This window comes from Bradyrhizobium sp. BR 10289, assembly GCF_019455385.1.
Lineage (GTDB): Bacteria > Pseudomonadota > Alphaproteobacteria > Rhizobiales > Xanthobacteraceae > Bradyrhizobium.
Map to the genome: position 1 here is coordinate 140284 of NZ_JACOFR010000015.1, position 16290 is coordinate 156573.

The window sequence follows — 16290 nt, forward strand, 5'->3', positions numbered from 1 at the left end:
CGCCAGCTCAGTGCAACCTCAATGAAGGAGCACATCATGAGCAGACTACAAGGCAAGACGGCAGTGGTGACCGGCGGCGGAACCGGGATCGGACTTGGAGCCGCGAAGCGGTTCGTCGACGAAGGTGCGTTCGTCTATCTGTTCGGACGGCGGCAGGAGCCGCTTGATGCGGCCGTTGCGCAACTCGGCTCCTCGGCGCGCGCGATCAGGGGCTCGGTGACTGACATGTCCGATCTCGACCGGCTGTACGCAACGGTGAAAGCCGAGCGCGGCGGGCTCGACATTCTGTTCGCCAACGCCGGCACCGGGTTGTTCGCGCCGCTCGGCGAGATCACGGTCGAGCACTACGACCACATCTTCGACGTCAACGTGAAGGGTCTTGTGTTTTCGGTGCAGAAGGCGCTGCCGTTGATGCGCCGCGGCTCGTCGATCATCCTGACCGGCTCGAGCACGGGCGTGATGGGGACGCCGCAATTCAGCATCTACAGCGCGACCAAGGCCGCGATCCGCAATCTCGCGCGCAGCTGGGCCCAGGACCTGCGCGGCACCGGCATCCGCGTCAACGTGCTGTCTCCCGGGCCGACCAAGACCGAGCTCGCGCTGGAGATCGTAGGCGAGGAAGCGTTCGATGCGCTCGGCAGCACAACGCCGCTCGGGCGCGTCGCTGATCCGGCCGAGACAGGTGCGGTCGCTGCGTTCCTGGCCTCCGCAGACAGCAGCTACATGACCGGCGGCGAGGTCTTCGTCGACGGCGGTCTCGCGCAAGTCTGAGGCTTGAGCGCGTCAAGGCGAGGGCTTCGGTCATTCGATCGAAGCCCTCGATGCGTTGACGCGTGCGCGCTTCCTAAATCCCCAGAATCTTCCTTGCGTTGGCCTTCAGCACCTTCGGCCGGATCTCGTCGCGGATGTCGATCTTGGCAAAGTCCGACAGCCAGCGGTCGGGCGTGATCACCGGCCAGTCCGAGCCGAACAGCATCTTGTCCTGCAGGATCGAGTTGATGTAGCGCACCAGGATCGGCGGGAAGTATTTCGGCGACCAGCCGGAGAGGTCGATATAGACGTTGGGCTTGTGGGTCGCGACCGAGAGCGCTTCTTCCTGCCATGGGAAGGAGGGATGGGCGAGGATGATCTTGAGGTCGGGGAAATCGGCCGCGACGTCGTCCATGTACATCGGGTTGGAATATTTCAGCCGCATCCCCATGCCGCCGGGCATGCCCGAGCCGACGCCGGTCTGGCCGGTGTGGAACAGCGCGATCGCGCCGCCATTGTTGATCTCTTCGTAGAGCGGATAGGCCATGCGGTCGTTGGCGTAGAAGCCCTGCATGGTCGGGTGGAATTTGAAGCCGCGCACGCCGTACTCCTCGATCAGCTTGCGCGCCTCGCGCACCCCGAGCTTGCCCTTGTGCGGGTCGATCGAGACGAAGGGAATGAGGACGTCGAGATGCTCGGAGGCGATCTCCAGCATCTCCTCGTTCTTGTAGCGGCGGAAGCCGGTCTCGCGCTCGGCGTCGACCGGGAAGATCACGGCGGCGATGTTCTTGGAGCGGTAGTAGGCCGCGGTCTCCGGCACGGTCGGCGGATGCTTGTGCGGCGACCTGAAATACTCCGCCATCTGCGCCTGGAAATCGTCATAGCCGTCGTCGGGATGGGTGCCGCAGGGCTCCTCGGCATGGGTGTGGATGTCGATGGCGACGACTTTGTCGATATCAGGCAGCTTCAGCTTCGGCATTGGTGTCCTCCCGACCGGTTGTCAAATTGATTATAGGATATAACGAATTTGGCAAGCGCCGGCGGCGGCGAAACCGCCGCCCGCGAAAGTCTTTGCGGTGCTTGACCGGCGGCAGGACGGATCGGGCCGAACCGGCCTCATCTACTGTGCATGGGGTTGTTTTCGAGATTTTGCCGGGGTGGAACCGGGCGGTTAACATTGACATGACCTCCCGCCATGCCTTAAGAACCGCCCCGTCCCGGGCGGTCGGTCCGCCAGCGGGAAAGATCTCATTTTGCCACATTCGCGCGTGCCGAAACGGGTGTGCCGAACACGGCCTTTCGAACGTTCAGGATTCTGCCATGAAGGTCCGTAACTCGCTGAAGTCGCTGCGCGGTCGCCATCGCGCCAACCGCCTGGTCCGCCGCAAGGGCCGGGTCTACGTGATCAACAAGGTGCAGCGCCGCTTCAAGGCTCGCCAGGGCTGAGCTGAGCGGCTAAGCCCTCGCGCGCGCCCCGCAAGACCACGGTTTCACACGAGTTTGACGCCGCCCCTGCTATGCAAGGGCGGCTTTGCGCGTTTAGACTTCGTCCATGGCAGTGAGATTCCTTTGTGCGCGCACCCTGTGCCTGGCCCTCGTGCTGGGCGCCATGGGCTCGGCTCCGGCCCTTGCTCAGAAGGAACTGCCGGCCCCGCCCGGCAAGGAGCAGAAGAAGCTCCCGGAGGCGCCTGCAAAACTGCCCAAGGTCGACCGCACCAAGAATCTCGATTTCCTGTTCGGCGCGCTGAAGGCCGCTCCCGACGAGGCCAGTGCCAAGCATGTCGAGGCGCGGATCTGGGCAATCTGGATCCAGACCCCGAGCGACACCGCCTCGCTGCTGATGGCGCGGGCCAAGACCGCGGTCGACGCCAAGAAAATCGATGTTGCGATCAAGCTGCTGGATTCGGTCATCAAGCTCAGGCCCGACTATATCGAGGCCTGGAACCGGCGCGCCACGCTCTACTACATGCAGAACGACTACGCCCGCTCGCTCGCCGACATCCGCGAGGTGCTGATCCGCGAGCCCCGTCATTTCGGCGCGCTCGCAGGCCTCGGCATGATCATGCAGGAGGTGGGCGACGAGAAGCGTGCGCTCGACGCCTACCGCAAGGCGCTCGCCGTCAATCCGTATCTCGAGAAAATCCCCGACCAGGTCAAGGCGCTGACCGAGAAGGTCGAGGGCCGGGATATTTAGCCGACAAGTCGATCATGTCTTGAGCGAATGCGGCATCCGCGGATTAACCACGATCCGAAGCGCGGCATCTTCAGGACTATTGCCGGCGCCGCCGCAGGCCTACCTGCAGGGCAGGAGCAAAAGCCATGAAGCGTTTGATCTTTGCAGGCGTCCTGCTGCTTGCGTCGGGAACGGTGAGCTTCGCCGACGGGCTGTTCTGGGTGGTCGGCAACCGCGCCACCGGCAAGTGCAACATCGTGACCAGCAATCCCGTCATCGACGGCGACATCTGGTTCGGCGACGGCCCCTACAAGTCCAAGGCCGATGCCAAGCTCGCCCGCTCGACCATCCGCGCCTGTCCCGCGCCGACGCCCGACGAGGAGAAGGCCGAGGACGGCTCGAACTAGGTCGGCGACCGCGGCCCCTTCAGGCTGCCGCCGGCGGCCGCTCCTTGGGCCAATAGCTCGACGGCGAGGGCGCGGCGGGACTCAGTTTTGCGCCGGCCTTGCCCGCCATCCGCGTCGTGATCTCGCAGATGTCCTGCACCGAGCGCTGCATCGACAATCGCGGATAGGTCTCATGGAGCGTCGCGGCGGTAGCCGCCTGCGCGGCCTCGGGATCTTCGAGCACCGCTTCGACGGCCGCAGCGATGCTGTCGGCATCCTGGGCGAAGCCGAAGCGGGAGAGGCGCGGGAAATTCGCCTGCGAGAAGCTGTTGGCATCGAAGATCGGCACCGTCGAGGCGCCGAGCGCGAAGAACACGCGGTCGTGTACCGAGAGATCGACATTGGGATTGAGCGAGGCCGCGCCAAGATAAGTCCCGAGATTTTCGCGCAAGCCGTCGAACGGCATGGGCCCGAGAAAACGGGCGTGAGGCGTCTCGCCCTTGAAATCCTCCCAGCCGCCGCCGATGAATCCACCGGATATCTCGACAGCACCGCGCCCACCTCGCGGGTGCGCACCGCCCGCGTGTAATTGTCGAGCCGGGTCAGGATCGCATTGAAGACATCCCCGCCCGGCGTCAGATGGACCAGATGCTCGGCTGCAACGTTGCAGATGATCTCGGGAAACGCCGAGCAATTCCTGCCGCGCGCGGTGGCGATCGCATCGAACAGGATGGCGAACAGTTTTGGCGGCAGCATCGTGCGCCAGGCGCGCTCTAGCCTGGCCGGATTCCAGTCGGACTTGGCGAACACGATGCGGCCGTTGCGCTTGTCCGCCGGCCGGGCGCCGAAGAAGCCGGGATCGGGAATACCGATATGGGTCCCGAACGCCGCGCCGTTGGCGTGCAGATGGTTCTGGTTGAACGCGGCATGATCCGGAAACACGTAGCCGTGCACGATGTAAGGACTGCTCAGCCGGTGGCGGCGCGGGAAATAGGAAGGGTGGTCGCAATTCCAGTTGAATACGGGAAGCTCCGCCGCGTCCCAGAGCAGCTTGCCGTCCCTGGCGAAGATCTCGAGGCCGATTCCCGACATCACCAGTGCCATCATCTCGTCGCGCCGCGGCAGCAGCGCTTCCATCCGCGCCGGCGTGTCAGGCGCCTCCAGATCGAGGACCTTGACCTCATGGCCGAGCCGGTCGAGCTCGGCGGCCGCCATCAGGAGGAGGCCGCGCACCGACAGATAGGCGCTGTTGGTCGCGGACAGGATGCAGATCAGGGACATGGTCGGCAGTCTCCGAGGAACAATGGCGTGGCCGGCTTGCCGATTGCAGCGCCGTCTCGCCGCTCACGTTGAACGCTCGGGACACCTCTCCCGGGCGCGCGATTTGATGGCGCACCCCGCAATAGTTGCGCCTGAAGTCGCGAACCGCATCGTTGAAGCCTCGTCGGCCGTGCCTCCGACGCAGAGGGATGGGGGACTCGCATGCAACTCGATAGCTTCGATGTCGTGGTCGTGGGCGCCGGCTTCTTCGGCGCGACCATTGCCGAGCGGGTGGCGAACGCGCTCGGGCGGAAGGTGTGCGTGCTGGACCGGCGCGCGCATGTCGGTGGCAACGCCTATTCGGAGATTGATCCCGACAGCGGCATCGAGGTGCATCGCTACGGCACGCATATCTTTCACACCAATTCGGAGGTGGTCTGGCGCTACCTCCAGCGCTTCACCGAATTCACCGGCTATCGCCACCGCGTCTTCACGGTGGCGCAGGGGCGGCTCTATTCCATGCCGATCAACCTTGCGACCATCTCGGCCGCGTTCGGCCGCGCCATGACGCCGGAAGAGGCGAGGCGCGCGATTGCGGCGGAGACGGACGCAGTTGGCGCGAACGCCGCCCAGAATTTGGAAGACAAGGCGATCGCCTCCGTCGGCCGCACGCTCTATGACCTTCTCATCCGCGGTTATACGCAGAAGCAGTGGCAGACCGAGCCTCGTGAGCTCTCGGCCGACATCATCGGCCGCTTGCCTGTGCGGCTCAGCTTCGACGACCGCTATTTCGACGATCGCTACGAGGGCATGCCGTTGGACGGCTACACTGCGATCTTCGACCGCATGCTCAAGTCACCGAATATCGAGCTGCATCTCGGCGTCGATTATTTCGATGTCGCCGACCAGATCCGCCCCGACCAGCTCGTGATCTATACCGGCCCGATCGACCGCTTCTTCCGCTATCGCTGCGGCGAGCTCGGCTGGCGCACTGTCGACTTCGCACGCGAGGTGCATGACGTCGCCGACTTCCAGGGCACTTCGGTGATCAACTACGCCGATGCGGACGTGCCCTTTACCCGCATTCACGAGTTCAGGCATCTCCATCCCGAGCGCGACTATCGGGAGCCGAAGACCACGATCTATCGTGAATATTCCCGCTTCGCCGGCCGCAAGGACGAGCCCTATTATCCGATCAACACAGCCACTGACCGGGCCATCCTGTCCGGTTACCGGATGATGATGGACAAGTATCCGAACATCGTCTTCGGCGGCCGGCTCGGCTCCTACAAATATCTCGACATGCACCAGGCGATAGGGGCGGCGCTCAAGACCTTCGAGAACGAAGTCACCGCGTTCCTTGCCGGCCAAGCGATGCCCTCAACCGCCGCGGTGGCGGGCTGAGCGGAATGCGTCGATGCGGGACGGGAGCAGGGCGCTCATCCGGCGATCGAAGGTTGGGAGACGAGACACGGCCCATACAAGGCAGTGTCAGCCATCGAGCGGCTTCGAACTAATGCAAGGCGCTGCCGCCGCGTTCGGCGAGGCCGCGGTCGGCCGCTGCGGCGTAAGCCTTGGCAAGCTCGGTTTCGAGATGCTCGTTGATCAGGAGCAGCGCCCGCACGGCACCGCGCAGGTCGCCGTTGCAGCTCGCCACGATCTCGTCGATCGCGGTGTCGTTGGATCTGAAGCTCATCGACATTCTCCGGTTCAAACCAGGACAAATCCTGCCGGCCTTTCCCAACATCCCTTGAGGTTGCGAGGAGGATCGGCGCCCACCCGCGTCCAAGTGGCGGAACCGACCGTGGCGATTATAAGGAAGCGGCTATGACCGCAGCATGAAGCTGGTGCGAGGCTTGCCGTCACTGGCGTGCTGCATTGATTCCATTGAGTATTTTGGTTCGGCAATTATGCACATATCCACAGCCCCGCCATTTCCGGTGGAAATGCCGGAGCGTGCGGGGCGAAACTGCCGGCTGCCAAACCCGTAGCTGCGATGTGCGCAGGATTTCCCGGACCCTTTCCATGATCGTGATGTCAGTCGCGACCGCGCTGGTGCTGCTGGCGCTGGTCACGCAGGCCGGTGTCGTTGCCGTGCAACGCGCCTTTCCGCCCCAGGGCCGTATGATCGAGGTCGACGGCGCCGTGCTTCACGTCGTCGAGATCGGCCCGCATGATGCGGGCTTGCCGATCGTGATACTGCACGGGGCGAGCTCGAACCTCGAGGTGATGCGGCGCCCGCTCGGCGACCTTCTCGCAAAAGACCATCGCGTCATCCTGATCGATCGCCCCGGCCATGGCTGGAGCACGCGCGCGCGACGGGAGGATTCGACGCCGCAGGTCCAGGCGCGGATGATCGACGAGGCGCTTCATCAGCTCGGGATCGATCGCGCGATCTTCGTCGTGCATTCCTGGAGCGGGGCGCTGGGCGCGAGGATTGCGCTCGACCATCCCGGCCGCGTCGCGGGCCTCATGATGCTCGCGCCGGTCACCCATCCCTGGCGCGGCGGCGTCGGCCGCTACAACGAGATCATCGCTACGCCTGTCATCGGCCCGCTGCTCGCCTACACCATCACCTTGCCGCTCGGATATTTCGTCACTGATTCCGGCGCGCGCAGCGTCTTTCTGCCGCAGACCATGCCGGACGGCTTCGTCAAGGACTCCGCGACGCCGCTGCTGTTGCGGCCGCGCGAGTTCATCGCCAATGCCTGCGATCTGGTGACGCTGAAGGAGGCGGTGACGGCGCAAGCTCCGCGCTACGGCGAGATCAAGGCGCCGGTCACGATCATCGCCGGCGAGCCCGACAAGACCGTGAAGACCGACATCCACGCGCGCCCGTTCGCCGCGACCGTGCCGAACGCAAAGCTGATCGTGCTGCCCGATCTCGGCCACATGGTGCAGAACGCCGTGCCGGATCTGGTGAAGACGGAGGTCGAGGCGATGATCGCGACGATGGCTCCGGCGCAGGCGGCCGCCGATTAATCAACGGCCGCCGTTCGCCGCTTACTGCTTGATCTTCCCGTCCTTGTCGAACTGGGAGACGTAGGTCCAGAGATTGTTGATCTCGGTCTCGTTCTTGATGCCGGCAAAGGCCATCTTGGTGCCGGGGATCTTGGCCTTTGGGTCCTTGATGTATTCCTTGAACTGAGCCTCGTTCCAGGTGATGCCGGAATTCTTGTTCGCATCGGAGTAATTGTAGTCGGGCGCGGTGCCGGATTTGCGACCGTCGAGGCCGTTGAGCTCGGGGCCGACCTTGTTCTTGGCGCCTTCGCCGATCGCGTGGCAGGCCAGGCATTTGTTGAACGACGTTTTGCCGGCCGCGGCGTCCTGCGCCATCGCGGCGGGTGCGGTGGCAGTCACGGTGAGGATCGTCAGTGCGCCAAAAATCAGTTTTGTCATCGGGTGCTCTTCGTCTCTTCCCTGGTGGGTCTAGAGTGGTCGGTCTCTTGCCGGTCGGCAGACCGTCGAACCTGCCGGTTGTGACAGGCCCGCTTGGCTTGGACAAGCCAGGAAACCATGACAGGTTTCATGCTTTCCTACTTGTCCCAGAGCGAACTCGCCGGAGAACACCGCTCCGACTTTCGGATGCCCTACCCAAACAGGCGCGGACGTGATTGATTTGCCGCGACAAATTTGATCGTGGGCCTACGAGTCGGAAGGATATGTCATGGCCATCATGATGCCTGCAAGCGACCAGGCGGTGCTTGCGCGCCGCGCTGAGATCATTGCTGCATTGCGCGCAATCGTGCCAGGCGAAGGCGTGATCGACAGCGCGGCTGAGATGCGGGCTTATGAATCCGACGGGCTGACGGCCTATCGCCAGCCGCCGATGGTGGTGGTGCTGCCCGACACGACCGAGCAGGTCTCGCTCGTCCTGAAATATTGTGCTGCCCACGGCATCAAGGTGGTGCCGCGCGGCTCCGGTACGTCATTGTCCGGCGGCGCGCTGCCGCTCGAGGACGGCGTGCTGCTGGGGCTTGGCAAGTTCAAGCGCATCCGCGAGATCGATTTCGACAATCGCGTCGTCGTCACCGAGCCCGGCGTCACGAACTTGGCGATCAGCCAGGCGGTCGCGCATGCCGGCTTTTATTACGCGCCCGATCCATCCTCGCAGATCGCCTGCTCGATCGGCGGCAATGTCGCGGAAAATTCCGGCGGCGTGCACTGCCTGAAATACGGCATGACCACCAACAATGTGCTCGGTTGCGAGATCGTCCTGATGAGCGGCGAGATCCTGCGCATCGGCGGCAAGGGATGCGAGAATTCCGGCTATGATCTGATGGGCGTCATCACCGGCTCGGAGGGCCTGCTCGGCGTCATCACCGAGATCACGGTACGCATCCTGCAAAAGCCGGAGACGGCGCGCGCGCTGATGGTCGGCTTCGCAGAGGTCGAGGCGGCAGGTGAGTGCGTGGCGCGCATCATCGGCGCCGGTATCATTCCCGGCGGCATGGAAATGATGGACAAGCCGGCGATTCACGCCGCCGAAGCCTTCGTCCATGCCGGCTATCCGCTCGACGTCGAGGCGCTGCTCATCATCGAGCTCGACGGTCCCAAGATCGAGGTCGACGAGCTGATCACGCGGGTCGAGACCATCGCCAATGGCTGCGGCTCGACCACCTGCCAGATCTCGACCTCGGAGGCCGAGCGCAACCTGTTCTGGGCCGGCCGCAAGGCCGCATTCCCAGCGGTGGGACGCATCTCGCCCGACTATCTCTGCATGGACGGCACCATTCCGCGCGGCGCGCTGCCGAAGGCGCTGGCGCGCATCCGCGAGCTCGGCGAAAAATACCAGCTCGGTTGCGCCAACGTGTTCCACGCCGGTGACGGCAACCTGCACCCGCTCATCCTCTACGATGCCAACAAGCCCGGCGAGATCGAGCGCGCCGAGGCTTTTGGCGCCGACATCCTGCGCGCCTGCGTCGAGTTCGGCGGCGTGCTCACCGGCGAGCACGGCGTCGGCATCGAGAAGCGTGACCTCATGCCGGACATGTTCAGCGAGATCGACCTCAATCAGCAGCAGCGGCTGAAATGCGCCTTCGACGCGCAAGGCCTGCTCAATCCCGGAAAAGTGTTTCCGACCCTGCACCGCTGCGCCGAGCTCGGCCGCATGCATGTCCATGCCGGGAAGGTGGCGTTCCCGGACATTCCGCGGTTCTAGGCGAGCGCTGCTTATTGCTGCGATGCGCCAGATTTGCTTTCCGCTCTAAACTTGGATACCCGCTTTTCCCGTGGATACGCTCAAGGTCAGAGACGCCAAAGACGTCGAAGAGGTGGTGCGCGCGGCGATTGCCAACGAGCAGCCGCTCGAGATCGTCGGCCATGGCAGCAAGCGCAGCATTGGCCATGCGATGGCGACCAACGCCGTGCTCGACATCTCCGCGCTGAACGCCGTCACCTCTTACGAACCCAACGAACTGATCATCACGCTCCAGGCCGGCGCGCCGCTCGAGGACGTGCTGTCGCTGATCGACGCCAAGACCCAGCAATTCGCCTTCGAGCCGATGAACACGGCGCCGCTGCTCGGCACGCCGGCGGTCGGAACCATCGGCGGCATGATCGCGGCCGGCCTCGCCGGTCCGCGTCGGATCAAGGTGGGCGGGGCGCGTGACCATTTGCTCGGGGCGCATGCCGTCTCCGGCTTCGGCGACAGCTTCAAGACCGGGGGCAAGGTGGTAAAGAACGTCACCGGCTACGACCTCTGCAAGCTGCTGGCGGGGTCCTGGGGTACGTTGTCGGTCATGACCGAGGTCACGCTGAAGGTGATGCCGAAGCCCGAGGCCGAGCGGACGCTGCTGCTGCGCGGGCTCGACGATGCCGCCGCCAACAAGGCCATGACCGCGGCGCTCGGCTCTCCCTTCGACGTCTCCGCCGCCGCGCACCTGCCGAAATCCGCGTTCCGGGCGAACACTGACGGGCTTGGTGACATCGCAGGCCAGGGCGAGGCGCTGACCGTGCTGCGGCTCGAGGGCATCACAGCCTCGGCCCGCCACCGCGCCGGCTCGCTGCGCGAATTGCTCGCGCCGTTTGGGACCGCAACGCTGATCGAGGACGCCGCGTCGTCAGGGCTGTGGACCACCATCCGGGACGTGCTGCCGTTCGCGGCTGGCGGCGCGCTGGGCGCCTGGCCGGTCTGGCGGATCGTCTGCCCGCCGGCCTCGGGTGCGGCGCTCGGCACGCAATTGGCGCGAGAGACCGGCGGCGACGTGATCTACGATTGGGGTGGCGGCCTGATCTGGGCGGCGCTGCCGCCGAAGGCCGATGCCCATGCGCCCGCCGTGCGCGCGGGTGCCAACGCCGCCGGGGGCCATGCCACGCTGATCCGTGCGGGCGAGGACGTCAGGCGGGCAGTCGATGTGTTCCATCCGCAGGCGCCGGGCATTGCCGCGCTGAGCGAGCGGGTGCGCGCCAGCTTCGATCCGAAGAGCATTCTCAACCGGGGACGCCTGATACGGGGCACGGCGGTATGAAAACCGAATTCTCACTGGCCCAGCTCGCCGATCCCGATGTCGCAGAGGCCGACAAGATCCTGCGCGCCTGCGTCCATTGCGGCTTCTGCACCGCAACCTGCCCGACCTATGTGCTGCTTGGCGACGAGCTCGATAGCCCGCGCGGCCGCATCTACCTGATCAAGGAGATGCTGGAGAAGGACCAAGCCCCGACCGCCGAGGTGGTCAAGCACGTCGACCGCTGCCTGTCGTGCCTGTCCTGCATGACGACCTGCCCTTCCGGCGTGAACTACATGCACCTCGTCGACCAGGCCCGGGTCCGGATCGAGCAGCGCTATCAGCGGCCGCTCGCCGAGCGCCTGCTGCGCCAGGTGCTGGCCTTCGTCCTGCCCGATCCGAAGTGGTTTCGCGCCAGCATGTGGCTGGCACGGCTGGCCCGTCCGCTCGCCGTCTTCCTGCCGACGCCGCGGCCGTCGGCCACGCCCGGCCTGATCCAGCGCCTCAAGGCGATGCTGGCGCTGGCCCCAAACCGGCTGCCTGCGCCGGGGGCGCTGCCCGGCAGCGTGTTCGCGGCGCTCGGCAAGAAGCGCGGCCGCGTCGCGCTGCTCCAGGGCTGCGCCCAACAGGTGCTGGCGCCGCGCATCAACCAGGCCGCCATCAGCCTGCTGACGCGCCACGGCATCGAGGTCGTCCTGGTCCGTGACGAGCAGTGCTGCGGGGCGCTGACCCATCACCTCGGCAACGACCAGGATGCACTGGCGCGGGCCCGCGCCAATGTCACGGCATGGAGCGCGGAAGCGGCGGGCGAAGGCCTCGACGCCATCCTGGTGACGGCGTCCGGTTGCGGCACGGTGATCAAGGACTACGGCTATCTCCTGCGCGAGGATCAAGCCTTCGCAGCCGATGCGGCGAAGGTGTCCGCACTGGCCAAGGACATCACCGAATACGTTGCCGGCCTCGGATTGGAATCGACTGCACGGCACGACGACATCGTCGTCGCCTATCACTCGGCGTGCTCGTTGCAGCACGGTCAGAAAATCACGGGGCTTCCGAAAGAATTGCTTTCCAAGAATGGATTCGTGGTGAAAGATGTGCCGGAGAGCCATTTGTGTTGCGGCTCGGCGGGGACCTACAACATTCTCCAGCCCGAGCTTGCGGGCAGGTTGCGCGACCGCAAGGTCGCCAACATCGCAAGCGTCAAGCCGGACATGATTGCCGCGGGCAATATCGGCTGCATGGTGCAGATTGCCAGTGGCACGTCAGTTCCGGTCGTACACACGATTGAGCTTCTCGATTGGGCTACGGGCGGGTCGCGGCCGGCACTGACTGCGCAAGTTTGAGCTTTCAGAGCCTGAGCTTTCCTCCCGGGGTGACGGCAGACGACGCCCGATCGACCATTGTTCGGCGGCAACAGGAGGACCACGATGGCGAAAGCGAAGAAGAAGAAAAGCAAGAAGGCCAAAAAGGCCAAGAAGGTTGTAGCGGCCAAGAAGACTTCGAAGAAGTCCGCCAAGAAGGCGACGAAGAAGGCGGCCAAGAAGTCCGCGAAGACGTCTGCTAAAAAAGCGAAGAAGGCCGCCCCGAAGAAGGCTGCGAAGAAGTCGGCCAAGAAGGCTGTAGCCAAGACGGCTCCGAAGAAAGCAGCACCGAAGAAGGCGAAGGCAGCTCCCGCGCCGAAGCCGGCGGCAGCTCCGGCTCCCGAGCCCGTCGCCGAGACCAGCTGGGCGATGCCTTCGTCTTCTGCGGAACCGACGCCGGCCGAGGGGCAGGGTTAGGCCCCGCCGGAACGCCGGGTCCGTCCCGACGACCTTGATCGATCACAGGAAGGCCGCGGCGGCGACGCTGCGGCCTTTTTGCATCGCTGGAGGCCTCGCGCCCTTTCCTGCGCCAGAATGATTCGTGCGTGGGCACCACGCCCCGGGGTCCCCGTACTAACCCGGCCGCTCCTGTGCACTTTGGAATGCAAATAATGTGATCCAGAAGCCACACAAACTGACAACCTTTCGTAGAATCGCCAAAACGCCTAAAAAGTCGGCAGGTGCCCGCGTTTTTTGCTTCACGGTTTGCGCCCCCCAATACAAATTGTCGCGGTAACGCAATTTTGCAGACAGGTCGCATCCCCGGGGGGCTTCCGGGAAACCGACTGGGTAAAAACTGGTGATGGGGATCGAAATGAAAAAAGTGGCTTTGTTGGCAACGGCGCTGGCAATGGTGACGACGGGTTCGGCTTTCGCGGCAGACATGGCTGTGAAGGCCAAGAAGGCCCCGCCGGTCGCTGCTTTCGACCCCTGGGATATCGCCTTCGGCGGCGGCATCATGAACGACTACATCTTCCGTGGTGTCACCCAGTCGAACCATAACCCGTCGGTCGCGGCCTATTTCGAGCCGCGCTACAACGTCAACAAGGACCTCCAGCTCTACGTCGGTGCGTCGGCCGAGAGCATCTCCTTCCCGAACCGCGCTGCGGCTGAAGTCGACATCTACGGCGGTATCCGCCCGACCTTCGGCATGTTCGCCTTCGACTTCGGTATCTGGGGCTACCTGTATCCGGGCGGAAGCTGCTTCGGCTCGCAGGGCACGCTCGCCCAAGGCAATTGCGGCACCAGCCTCGACAATTCCCAGGGCGCCATCGGCCTTCCGATCAACGGCAACTTCGCCAAGAAGGACGCGAGCTTCTACGAAGTCTACGCCAAGCTGAACATCAACATCAACGACCAGTGGACGGTCGGCTTCAACGAGTACTATTCGCCGAACTTCCTGAACCTCGGTGCCTGGGGCAACTATTCCTCGATCACCGCCAAGTGGACCGCGCCGAGCACGACCTTCGGCTCCAGCGGCGTCGGCATGTACGTGTCGGGTGAGTTCGGCCGTCAGTGGCTCGGCACCTCCGACATCTTCTACGGCATCGCCGGCGACCCGCTGTACGCTGGCGGCATCAAGGAGCCGAGCTACAACACCTGGAATATCGGCGTCGGCTTCACCTACAAGGTGTTCACGCTCGACCTGCGCTACTACGACACCGACCTGTCGAAGGGCAATTGCAACGCCTTCACCAGCGACTTCTCGGCCACCAATTCGAGCCCCGGCTTCGTCACCCCGATCAACGGTGGTGCGGGCGCTGCCACCGCCTTCGGCTCCAACTGGTGTAGCGCTGCTGGCGTCGCCAAGCTCTCGTTCGACCTGACGGCGATGAGCAACCTGAAGTAAGTTTCTTCCCGAGACGACTTCCGAGGGCGGCAGGGCAACCTGCCGCCCTTTTGCTTTGGGGCGGAGGTGAGCGGCGCCTCGTCCTCGTGCCCCGGACGCAGCGCAGCGCTCCTTCAGCGGTGCGCTGCAGAGCCGGGGCCCATGCTTCTGGAGGGCACCACTGGATCCCGGCTCTGCGCCACAACGCTGAAGAGCGTTGCGGCTTGTCCGGGACACGAGAGGAAGCGTCCCCTCCTTCTTCGACGGGCTGCTGGCCCCCGCCTTCACGCCTCAGCCCGCCGCGCTCGTCTCCTTCGCGGCCGGCTCGCCGTCCTTGCCGAGGACGTGGATCTCGCCGTCCTTCACCATCGTCACCTTGCGGGTGTGGAAGGCATCAAGCGTCGAGCGATGGCCGATCGAGACGATGGTGGCCTGCGGCAGCTTCTCGGCCAGCAGGCGGTACAGCCGGGCCTCGGACGGCTCGTCCAGCGAGGCCGTCGCCTCATCCAGGAACAGAAAGTCCGGCATATGTAGCAGCGCGCGGGCAAGCCCCAGGCGCTGCTGCTCGCCGAGCGACAGCGTCCGGTTCCAGTGGCCGTCCTCATTGAGCCGTTTGGCCAGACGCGGCATGCCGACTGCGACCAGTGCGTCCGCGATCTTCTCGGGCGCGATCGTGCCGTGCCCGGAGGGGTAGATCACGGCATCCCCGAGCGCGCCGATCGGGAAATAGGGGCGCTGCGGCAGCATCATCAGTTTCGCCTTCTCGGGAATGGCGATCGTCCCGCTGCCGAACGGCCAGATGCCGGCGACGGCCCGGAACAGGGTCGACTTGCCGGAGCCGGACGGTCCCGTCACCAGCACCCGCTCCGCCGGCTGCACCGTGAAGGCGGCGACACTGACCAGCGGCTCGCCGTTCGGCAGGTTTACCAGCAGCTGCCCGAGCGTGATCGCATGGCCGTTCGACGGCGCAACGCCGATGGTCGGCTCCTGCGCCGCGAGGTTGGCGGACGAGCTGACCGACATCTCGAAGCCATCGAGGCGGGCGATCACCGAGCGCCATTCCGCCAGCGAGCGGTACGCCGTGACGAAGAACGACAGCGCATCCTGCACGCTGCCGAACGCCGAGCCGGTCTGCATCATGTCGCCGAGCTGGATGCGCTTGGCGAAGTAGGCGGGCGCCACCACGACATAGGGAAAGATCACGGCGGCCTGATTGTAGCTCGCCGTGAAGGCGGTCAGGCGCTTGGTCCGGCTCATGATCGCGTACCAGTTGCCGATGACGAAGCCGAAGCGCTGCAGGAGACTTCCCCGCTCCGCGGTCTCGCCCTTCAGCAGGGCGATCTGCTCGGAGTTTTCGCGCACGCGGATCAGGTTGAAGCGGAAATCGGCCTCGAAGCGCTGCTGCTCGAAATTGAGGTTGATGAGCGGAGAGCCGATCCAGTGCGTCAGCGCCGTCCCCAGCACCGCATAGACCAGCGCACACCAGAACAGGAAACCGGGAACGATGATGTCGGTCCCGTTGATGTGCAGCGGGGCCTTGTTGGACAGGCCCCAGAGGATGAAGGCGAAGGAGAACAGCGTCACGATCGACGACAGCAGGCCGAGGCCGATGGTCAGCGTCTGCTCGACGAAATTCTTGACGTCCTCGGTGATGCGCTGGTCCGGGTTGTCGGCGGCGTCGCCCTTGAGCTGCATGCGATAATGCGTGGCATCCTCGAGCCATTCACCGAGATAATGTTGCGTCAGCCATTGCCGCCAGCGGATCTGGAGCCATTGGTTCAAATAGAGCTTGTAGACCGCCAGCGCGACGAAGGTGAAGGCAAGGCCGAGGAAGATCCAGATCTCGCGGACGAACTGATCCAGCTGATATTCCTGGATCGCGCTGAAGAACCGGTTCTGCCACTGGCTGACCAGGACGTTGATCGCGACCAGCGCCAGCTCCATCGCGATCACGGCGCCGAGCAGGCCGCGGCCGGCCCATTTGTCCTCCGACCGGAAATAGGGGATGGCGATTCGCCAGACGGTCGCGAGCGTGGCGCTGATGTTCTTCACAGAGCTCTGTCTCCTCGAGGGGATGTGCACGATT

18 protein-coding genes are annotated in these 16290 nt (G+C 64.5%); 12 read left to right on the top strand and 6 right to left on the bottom strand.

Going from position 1 to position 16290, the window contains the following annotated elements:
* Nucleotides 1-36 precede the first annotated feature (36 nt).
* Nucleotides 37-771 carry an SDR family NAD(P)-dependent oxidoreductase gene (locus HYH08_RS23620; protein ID WP_220012223.1) on the top strand — a complete coding sequence of 245 codons (735 nt, stop codon included), beginning with the start codon at nucleotides 37-39 and terminating at the stop codon, nucleotides 769-771.
* A gap of 73 nt (nucleotides 772-844) precedes the next feature.
* Here the strand turns inward: HYH08_RS23620 and HYH08_RS23625 are convergent, their stop codons facing one another.
* Nucleotides 845-1729 (bottom strand): amidohydrolase family protein, encoded by an 885-nt coding sequence (locus HYH08_RS23625; protein ID WP_220012224.1) that lies wholly within the window; start codon nucleotides 1727-1729, stop codon nucleotides 845-847.
* Between the two features lie 341 nt (nucleotides 1730-2070).
* Here HYH08_RS23625 and ykgO point away from each other — a divergent pair, with 341 nt between their 5' ends.
* The 3 genes from ykgO (at nucleotide 2071) to HYH08_RS23640 (ending at nucleotide 3330) form a co-directional block, all read left to right on the top strand.
* Nucleotides 2071-2196: a type B 50S ribosomal protein L36 gene (gene ykgO / locus HYH08_RS23630; protein ID WP_006611362.1), complete on the top strand. Its 126-nt coding sequence runs from the start codon at nucleotides 2071-2073 to the stop codon at nucleotides 2194-2196.
* A 106-nt stretch (nucleotides 2197-2302) separates the two neighbouring features.
* Complete coding sequence (locus tag HYH08_RS23635) at nucleotides 2303-2944, top strand: tetratricopeptide repeat protein (protein WP_220012225.1); 642 nt, start codon at nucleotides 2303-2305, stop codon at nucleotides 2942-2944.
* A gap of 125 nt (nucleotides 2945-3069) precedes the next feature.
* The gene (locus tag HYH08_RS23640; RefSeq protein ID WP_220012226.1) at nucleotides 3070-3330 is read left to right on the top strand and encodes a hypothetical protein; all 261 of its coding nucleotides are present in this window, start codon (nucleotides 3070-3072) and stop codon (nucleotides 3328-3330) included.
* 19 nt (nucleotides 3331-3349) lie between these two features.
* Here HYH08_RS23640 and HYH08_RS23645 read toward each other — a convergent pair whose 3' ends face one another.
* Nucleotides 3350-3775, bottom strand: a complete 426-nt coding sequence (locus HYH08_RS23645) for a glycosyltransferase family protein (protein ID WP_220012227.1) — start codon at nucleotides 3773-3775, stop codon at nucleotides 3350-3352.
* A gap of 198 nt (nucleotides 3776-3973) precedes the next feature.
* On the opposite strand from HYH08_RS23645, the gene HYH08_RS23650 reads away from it, so the two are divergent.
* Both HYH08_RS23650 and glf read left to right on the top strand, forming a co-directional pair.
* Nucleotides 3974-4240, top strand: a complete 267-nt coding sequence (locus HYH08_RS23650; protein WP_220012228.1) for a hypothetical protein — start codon at nucleotides 3974-3976, stop codon at nucleotides 4238-4240.
* 551 nt (nucleotides 4241-4791) lie between these two features.
* The gene (gene glf, locus HYH08_RS23655; RefSeq protein ID WP_220012229.1) at nucleotides 4792-5973 is read left to right on the top strand and encodes a UDP-galactopyranose mutase; all 1182 of its coding nucleotides are present in this window, start codon (nucleotides 4792-4794) and stop codon (nucleotides 5971-5973) included.
* A 109-nt stretch (nucleotides 5974-6082) separates the two neighbouring features.
* Here glf and HYH08_RS23660 read toward each other — a convergent pair whose 3' ends face one another.
* Complete coding sequence (locus HYH08_RS23660) at nucleotides 6083-6265, bottom strand: hypothetical protein (protein ID WP_157328585.1); 183 nt, start codon at nucleotides 6263-6265, stop codon at nucleotides 6083-6085.
* Nucleotides 6266-6594: 329 nt separating this feature from the next.
* Between HYH08_RS23660 and HYH08_RS23665 the strand changes: the two genes are divergently transcribed.
* Nucleotides 6595-7551, top strand: coding sequence for an alpha/beta fold hydrolase (locus HYH08_RS23665; protein WP_220012230.1), 957 nt, complete (start codon nucleotides 6595-6597; stop codon nucleotides 7549-7551).
* A gap of 21 nt (nucleotides 7552-7572) precedes the next feature.
* Here HYH08_RS23665 and cycA read toward each other — a convergent pair whose 3' ends face one another.
* Nucleotides 7573-7968, bottom strand: a complete 396-nt coding sequence (gene cycA, locus HYH08_RS23670; RefSeq protein WP_220012231.1) for a cytochrome c-550 CycA — start codon at nucleotides 7966-7968, stop codon at nucleotides 7573-7575.
* A gap of 268 nt (nucleotides 7969-8236) precedes the next feature.
* On the opposite strand from cycA, the gene HYH08_RS23675 reads away from it, so the two are divergent.
* From HYH08_RS23675 to HYH08_RS23690, 4 genes are all read left to right on the top strand, one after another.
* On the top strand, nucleotides 8237-9730 hold the full coding sequence (locus tag HYH08_RS23675) for an FAD-linked oxidase C-terminal domain-containing protein (RefSeq protein WP_220012232.1): 1494 nt from the start codon (nucleotides 8237-8239) through the stop codon (nucleotides 9728-9730).
* Between the two features lie 70 nt (nucleotides 9731-9800).
* Complete coding sequence (locus tag HYH08_RS23680) at nucleotides 9801-11039, top strand: FAD-binding protein (RefSeq protein WP_220012233.1); 1239 nt, start codon at nucleotides 9801-9803, stop codon at nucleotides 11037-11039.
* On the top strand, nucleotides 11036-12358 hold the full coding sequence (glcF, locus tag HYH08_RS23685) for a glycolate oxidase subunit GlcF (protein WP_220012234.1): 1323 nt from the start codon (nucleotides 11036-11038) through the stop codon (nucleotides 12356-12358). Before HYH08_RS23680 ends, glcF begins: the two co-directional genes overlap by 4 nt.
* An 84-nt stretch (nucleotides 12359-12442) precedes the next feature.
* Nucleotides 12443-12793, top strand: a complete 351-nt coding sequence (locus HYH08_RS23690; protein WP_220012235.1) for a histone — start codon at nucleotides 12443-12445, stop codon at nucleotides 12791-12793.
* 156 nt (nucleotides 12794-12949) lie between these two features.
* On the opposite strand, the gene HYH08_RS23695 is transcribed toward HYH08_RS23690, so the two are convergent.
* A complete protein-coding gene (locus tag HYH08_RS23695; RefSeq protein ID WP_220012272.1) occupies nucleotides 12950-13261 on the bottom strand; it encodes a hypothetical protein in 312 nt (103 codons plus the stop codon).
* Here HYH08_RS23695 and HYH08_RS23700 point away from each other — a divergent pair.
* Nucleotides 13191-14225, top strand: coding sequence for a TorF family putative porin (locus HYH08_RS23700; protein WP_220012236.1), 1035 nt, complete (start codon nucleotides 13191-13193; stop codon nucleotides 14223-14225). The two genes, HYH08_RS23695 and HYH08_RS23700, sit on opposite strands and share 71 nt — an antisense overlap.
* Before the next feature lie 270 nt (nucleotides 14226-14495).
* Here the strand turns inward: HYH08_RS23700 and HYH08_RS23705 are convergent, their stop codons facing one another.
* Nucleotides 14496-16256, bottom strand: a complete 1761-nt coding sequence (locus tag HYH08_RS23705) for an ABC transporter ATP-binding protein/permease (RefSeq protein WP_220012237.1) — start codon at nucleotides 16254-16256, stop codon at nucleotides 14496-14498.
* Nucleotides 16257-16290: the final 34 nt, after the last annotated feature.

What these genes read in the sequence shown, in the direction of transcription:
- HYH08_RS23665 (WP_220012230.1), top strand. Translation starts at nt 6,595, where the DNA reads ATGATCGTGATGTCAGTCGCGACCGCGCTGGTGCTGCTGGCGCTGGTC.
- HYH08_RS23700 (WP_220012236.1), top strand. Translation starts at nt 13,191, where the DNA reads ATGAAAAAAGTGGCTTTGTTGGCAACGGCGCTGGCAATGGTGACGACG.
- HYH08_RS23640 (WP_220012226.1), top strand. Translation starts at nt 3,070, where the DNA reads ATGAAGCGTTTGATCTTTGCAGGCGTCCTGCTGCTTGCGTCGGGAACG.
- HYH08_RS23645 (WP_220012227.1), bottom strand. Translation starts at nt 3,775, where the DNA reads ATGCCGTTCGACGGCTTGCGCGAAAATCTCGGGACTTATCTTGGCGCG.
- HYH08_RS23620 (WP_220012223.1), top strand. Translation starts at nt 37, where the DNA reads ATGAGCAGACTACAAGGCAAGACGGCAGTGGTGACCGGCGGCGGAACC.
- cycA (WP_220012231.1), bottom strand. Translation starts at nt 7,968, where the DNA reads ATGACAAAACTGATTTTTGGCGCACTGACGATCCTCACCGTGACTGCC.
- glf (WP_220012229.1), top strand. Translation starts at nt 4,792, where the DNA reads ATGCAACTCGATAGCTTCGATGTCGTGGTCGTGGGCGCCGGCTTCTTC.
- HYH08_RS23625 (WP_220012224.1), bottom strand. Translation starts at nt 1,729, where the DNA reads ATGCCGAAGCTGAAGCTGCCTGATATCGACAAAGTCGTCGCCATCGAC.
- ykgO (WP_006611362.1), top strand. Translation starts at nt 2,071, where the DNA reads ATGAAGGTCCGTAACTCGCTGAAGTCGCTGCGCGGTCGCCATCGCGCC.
- glcF (WP_220012234.1), top strand. Translation starts at nt 11,036, where the DNA reads ATGAAAACCGAATTCTCACTGGCCCAGCTCGCCGATCCCGATGTCGCA.
- HYH08_RS23635 (WP_220012225.1), top strand. Translation starts at nt 2,303, where the DNA reads ATGGCAGTGAGATTCCTTTGTGCGCGCACCCTGTGCCTGGCCCTCGTG.
- HYH08_RS23675 (WP_220012232.1), top strand. Translation starts at nt 8,237, where the DNA reads ATGGCCATCATGATGCCTGCAAGCGACCAGGCGGTGCTTGCGCGCCGC.
- HYH08_RS23690 (WP_220012235.1), top strand. Translation starts at nt 12,443, where the DNA reads ATGGCGAAAGCGAAGAAGAAGAAAAGCAAGAAGGCCAAAAAGGCCAAG.
- HYH08_RS23695 (WP_220012272.1), bottom strand. Translation starts at nt 13,261, where the DNA reads ATGTCTGCCGCGAAAGCCGAACCCGTCGTCACCATTGCCAGCGCCGTT.
- HYH08_RS23660 (WP_157328585.1), bottom strand. Translation starts at nt 6,265, where the DNA reads ATGAGCTTCAGATCCAACGACACCGCGATCGACGAGATCGTGGCGAGC.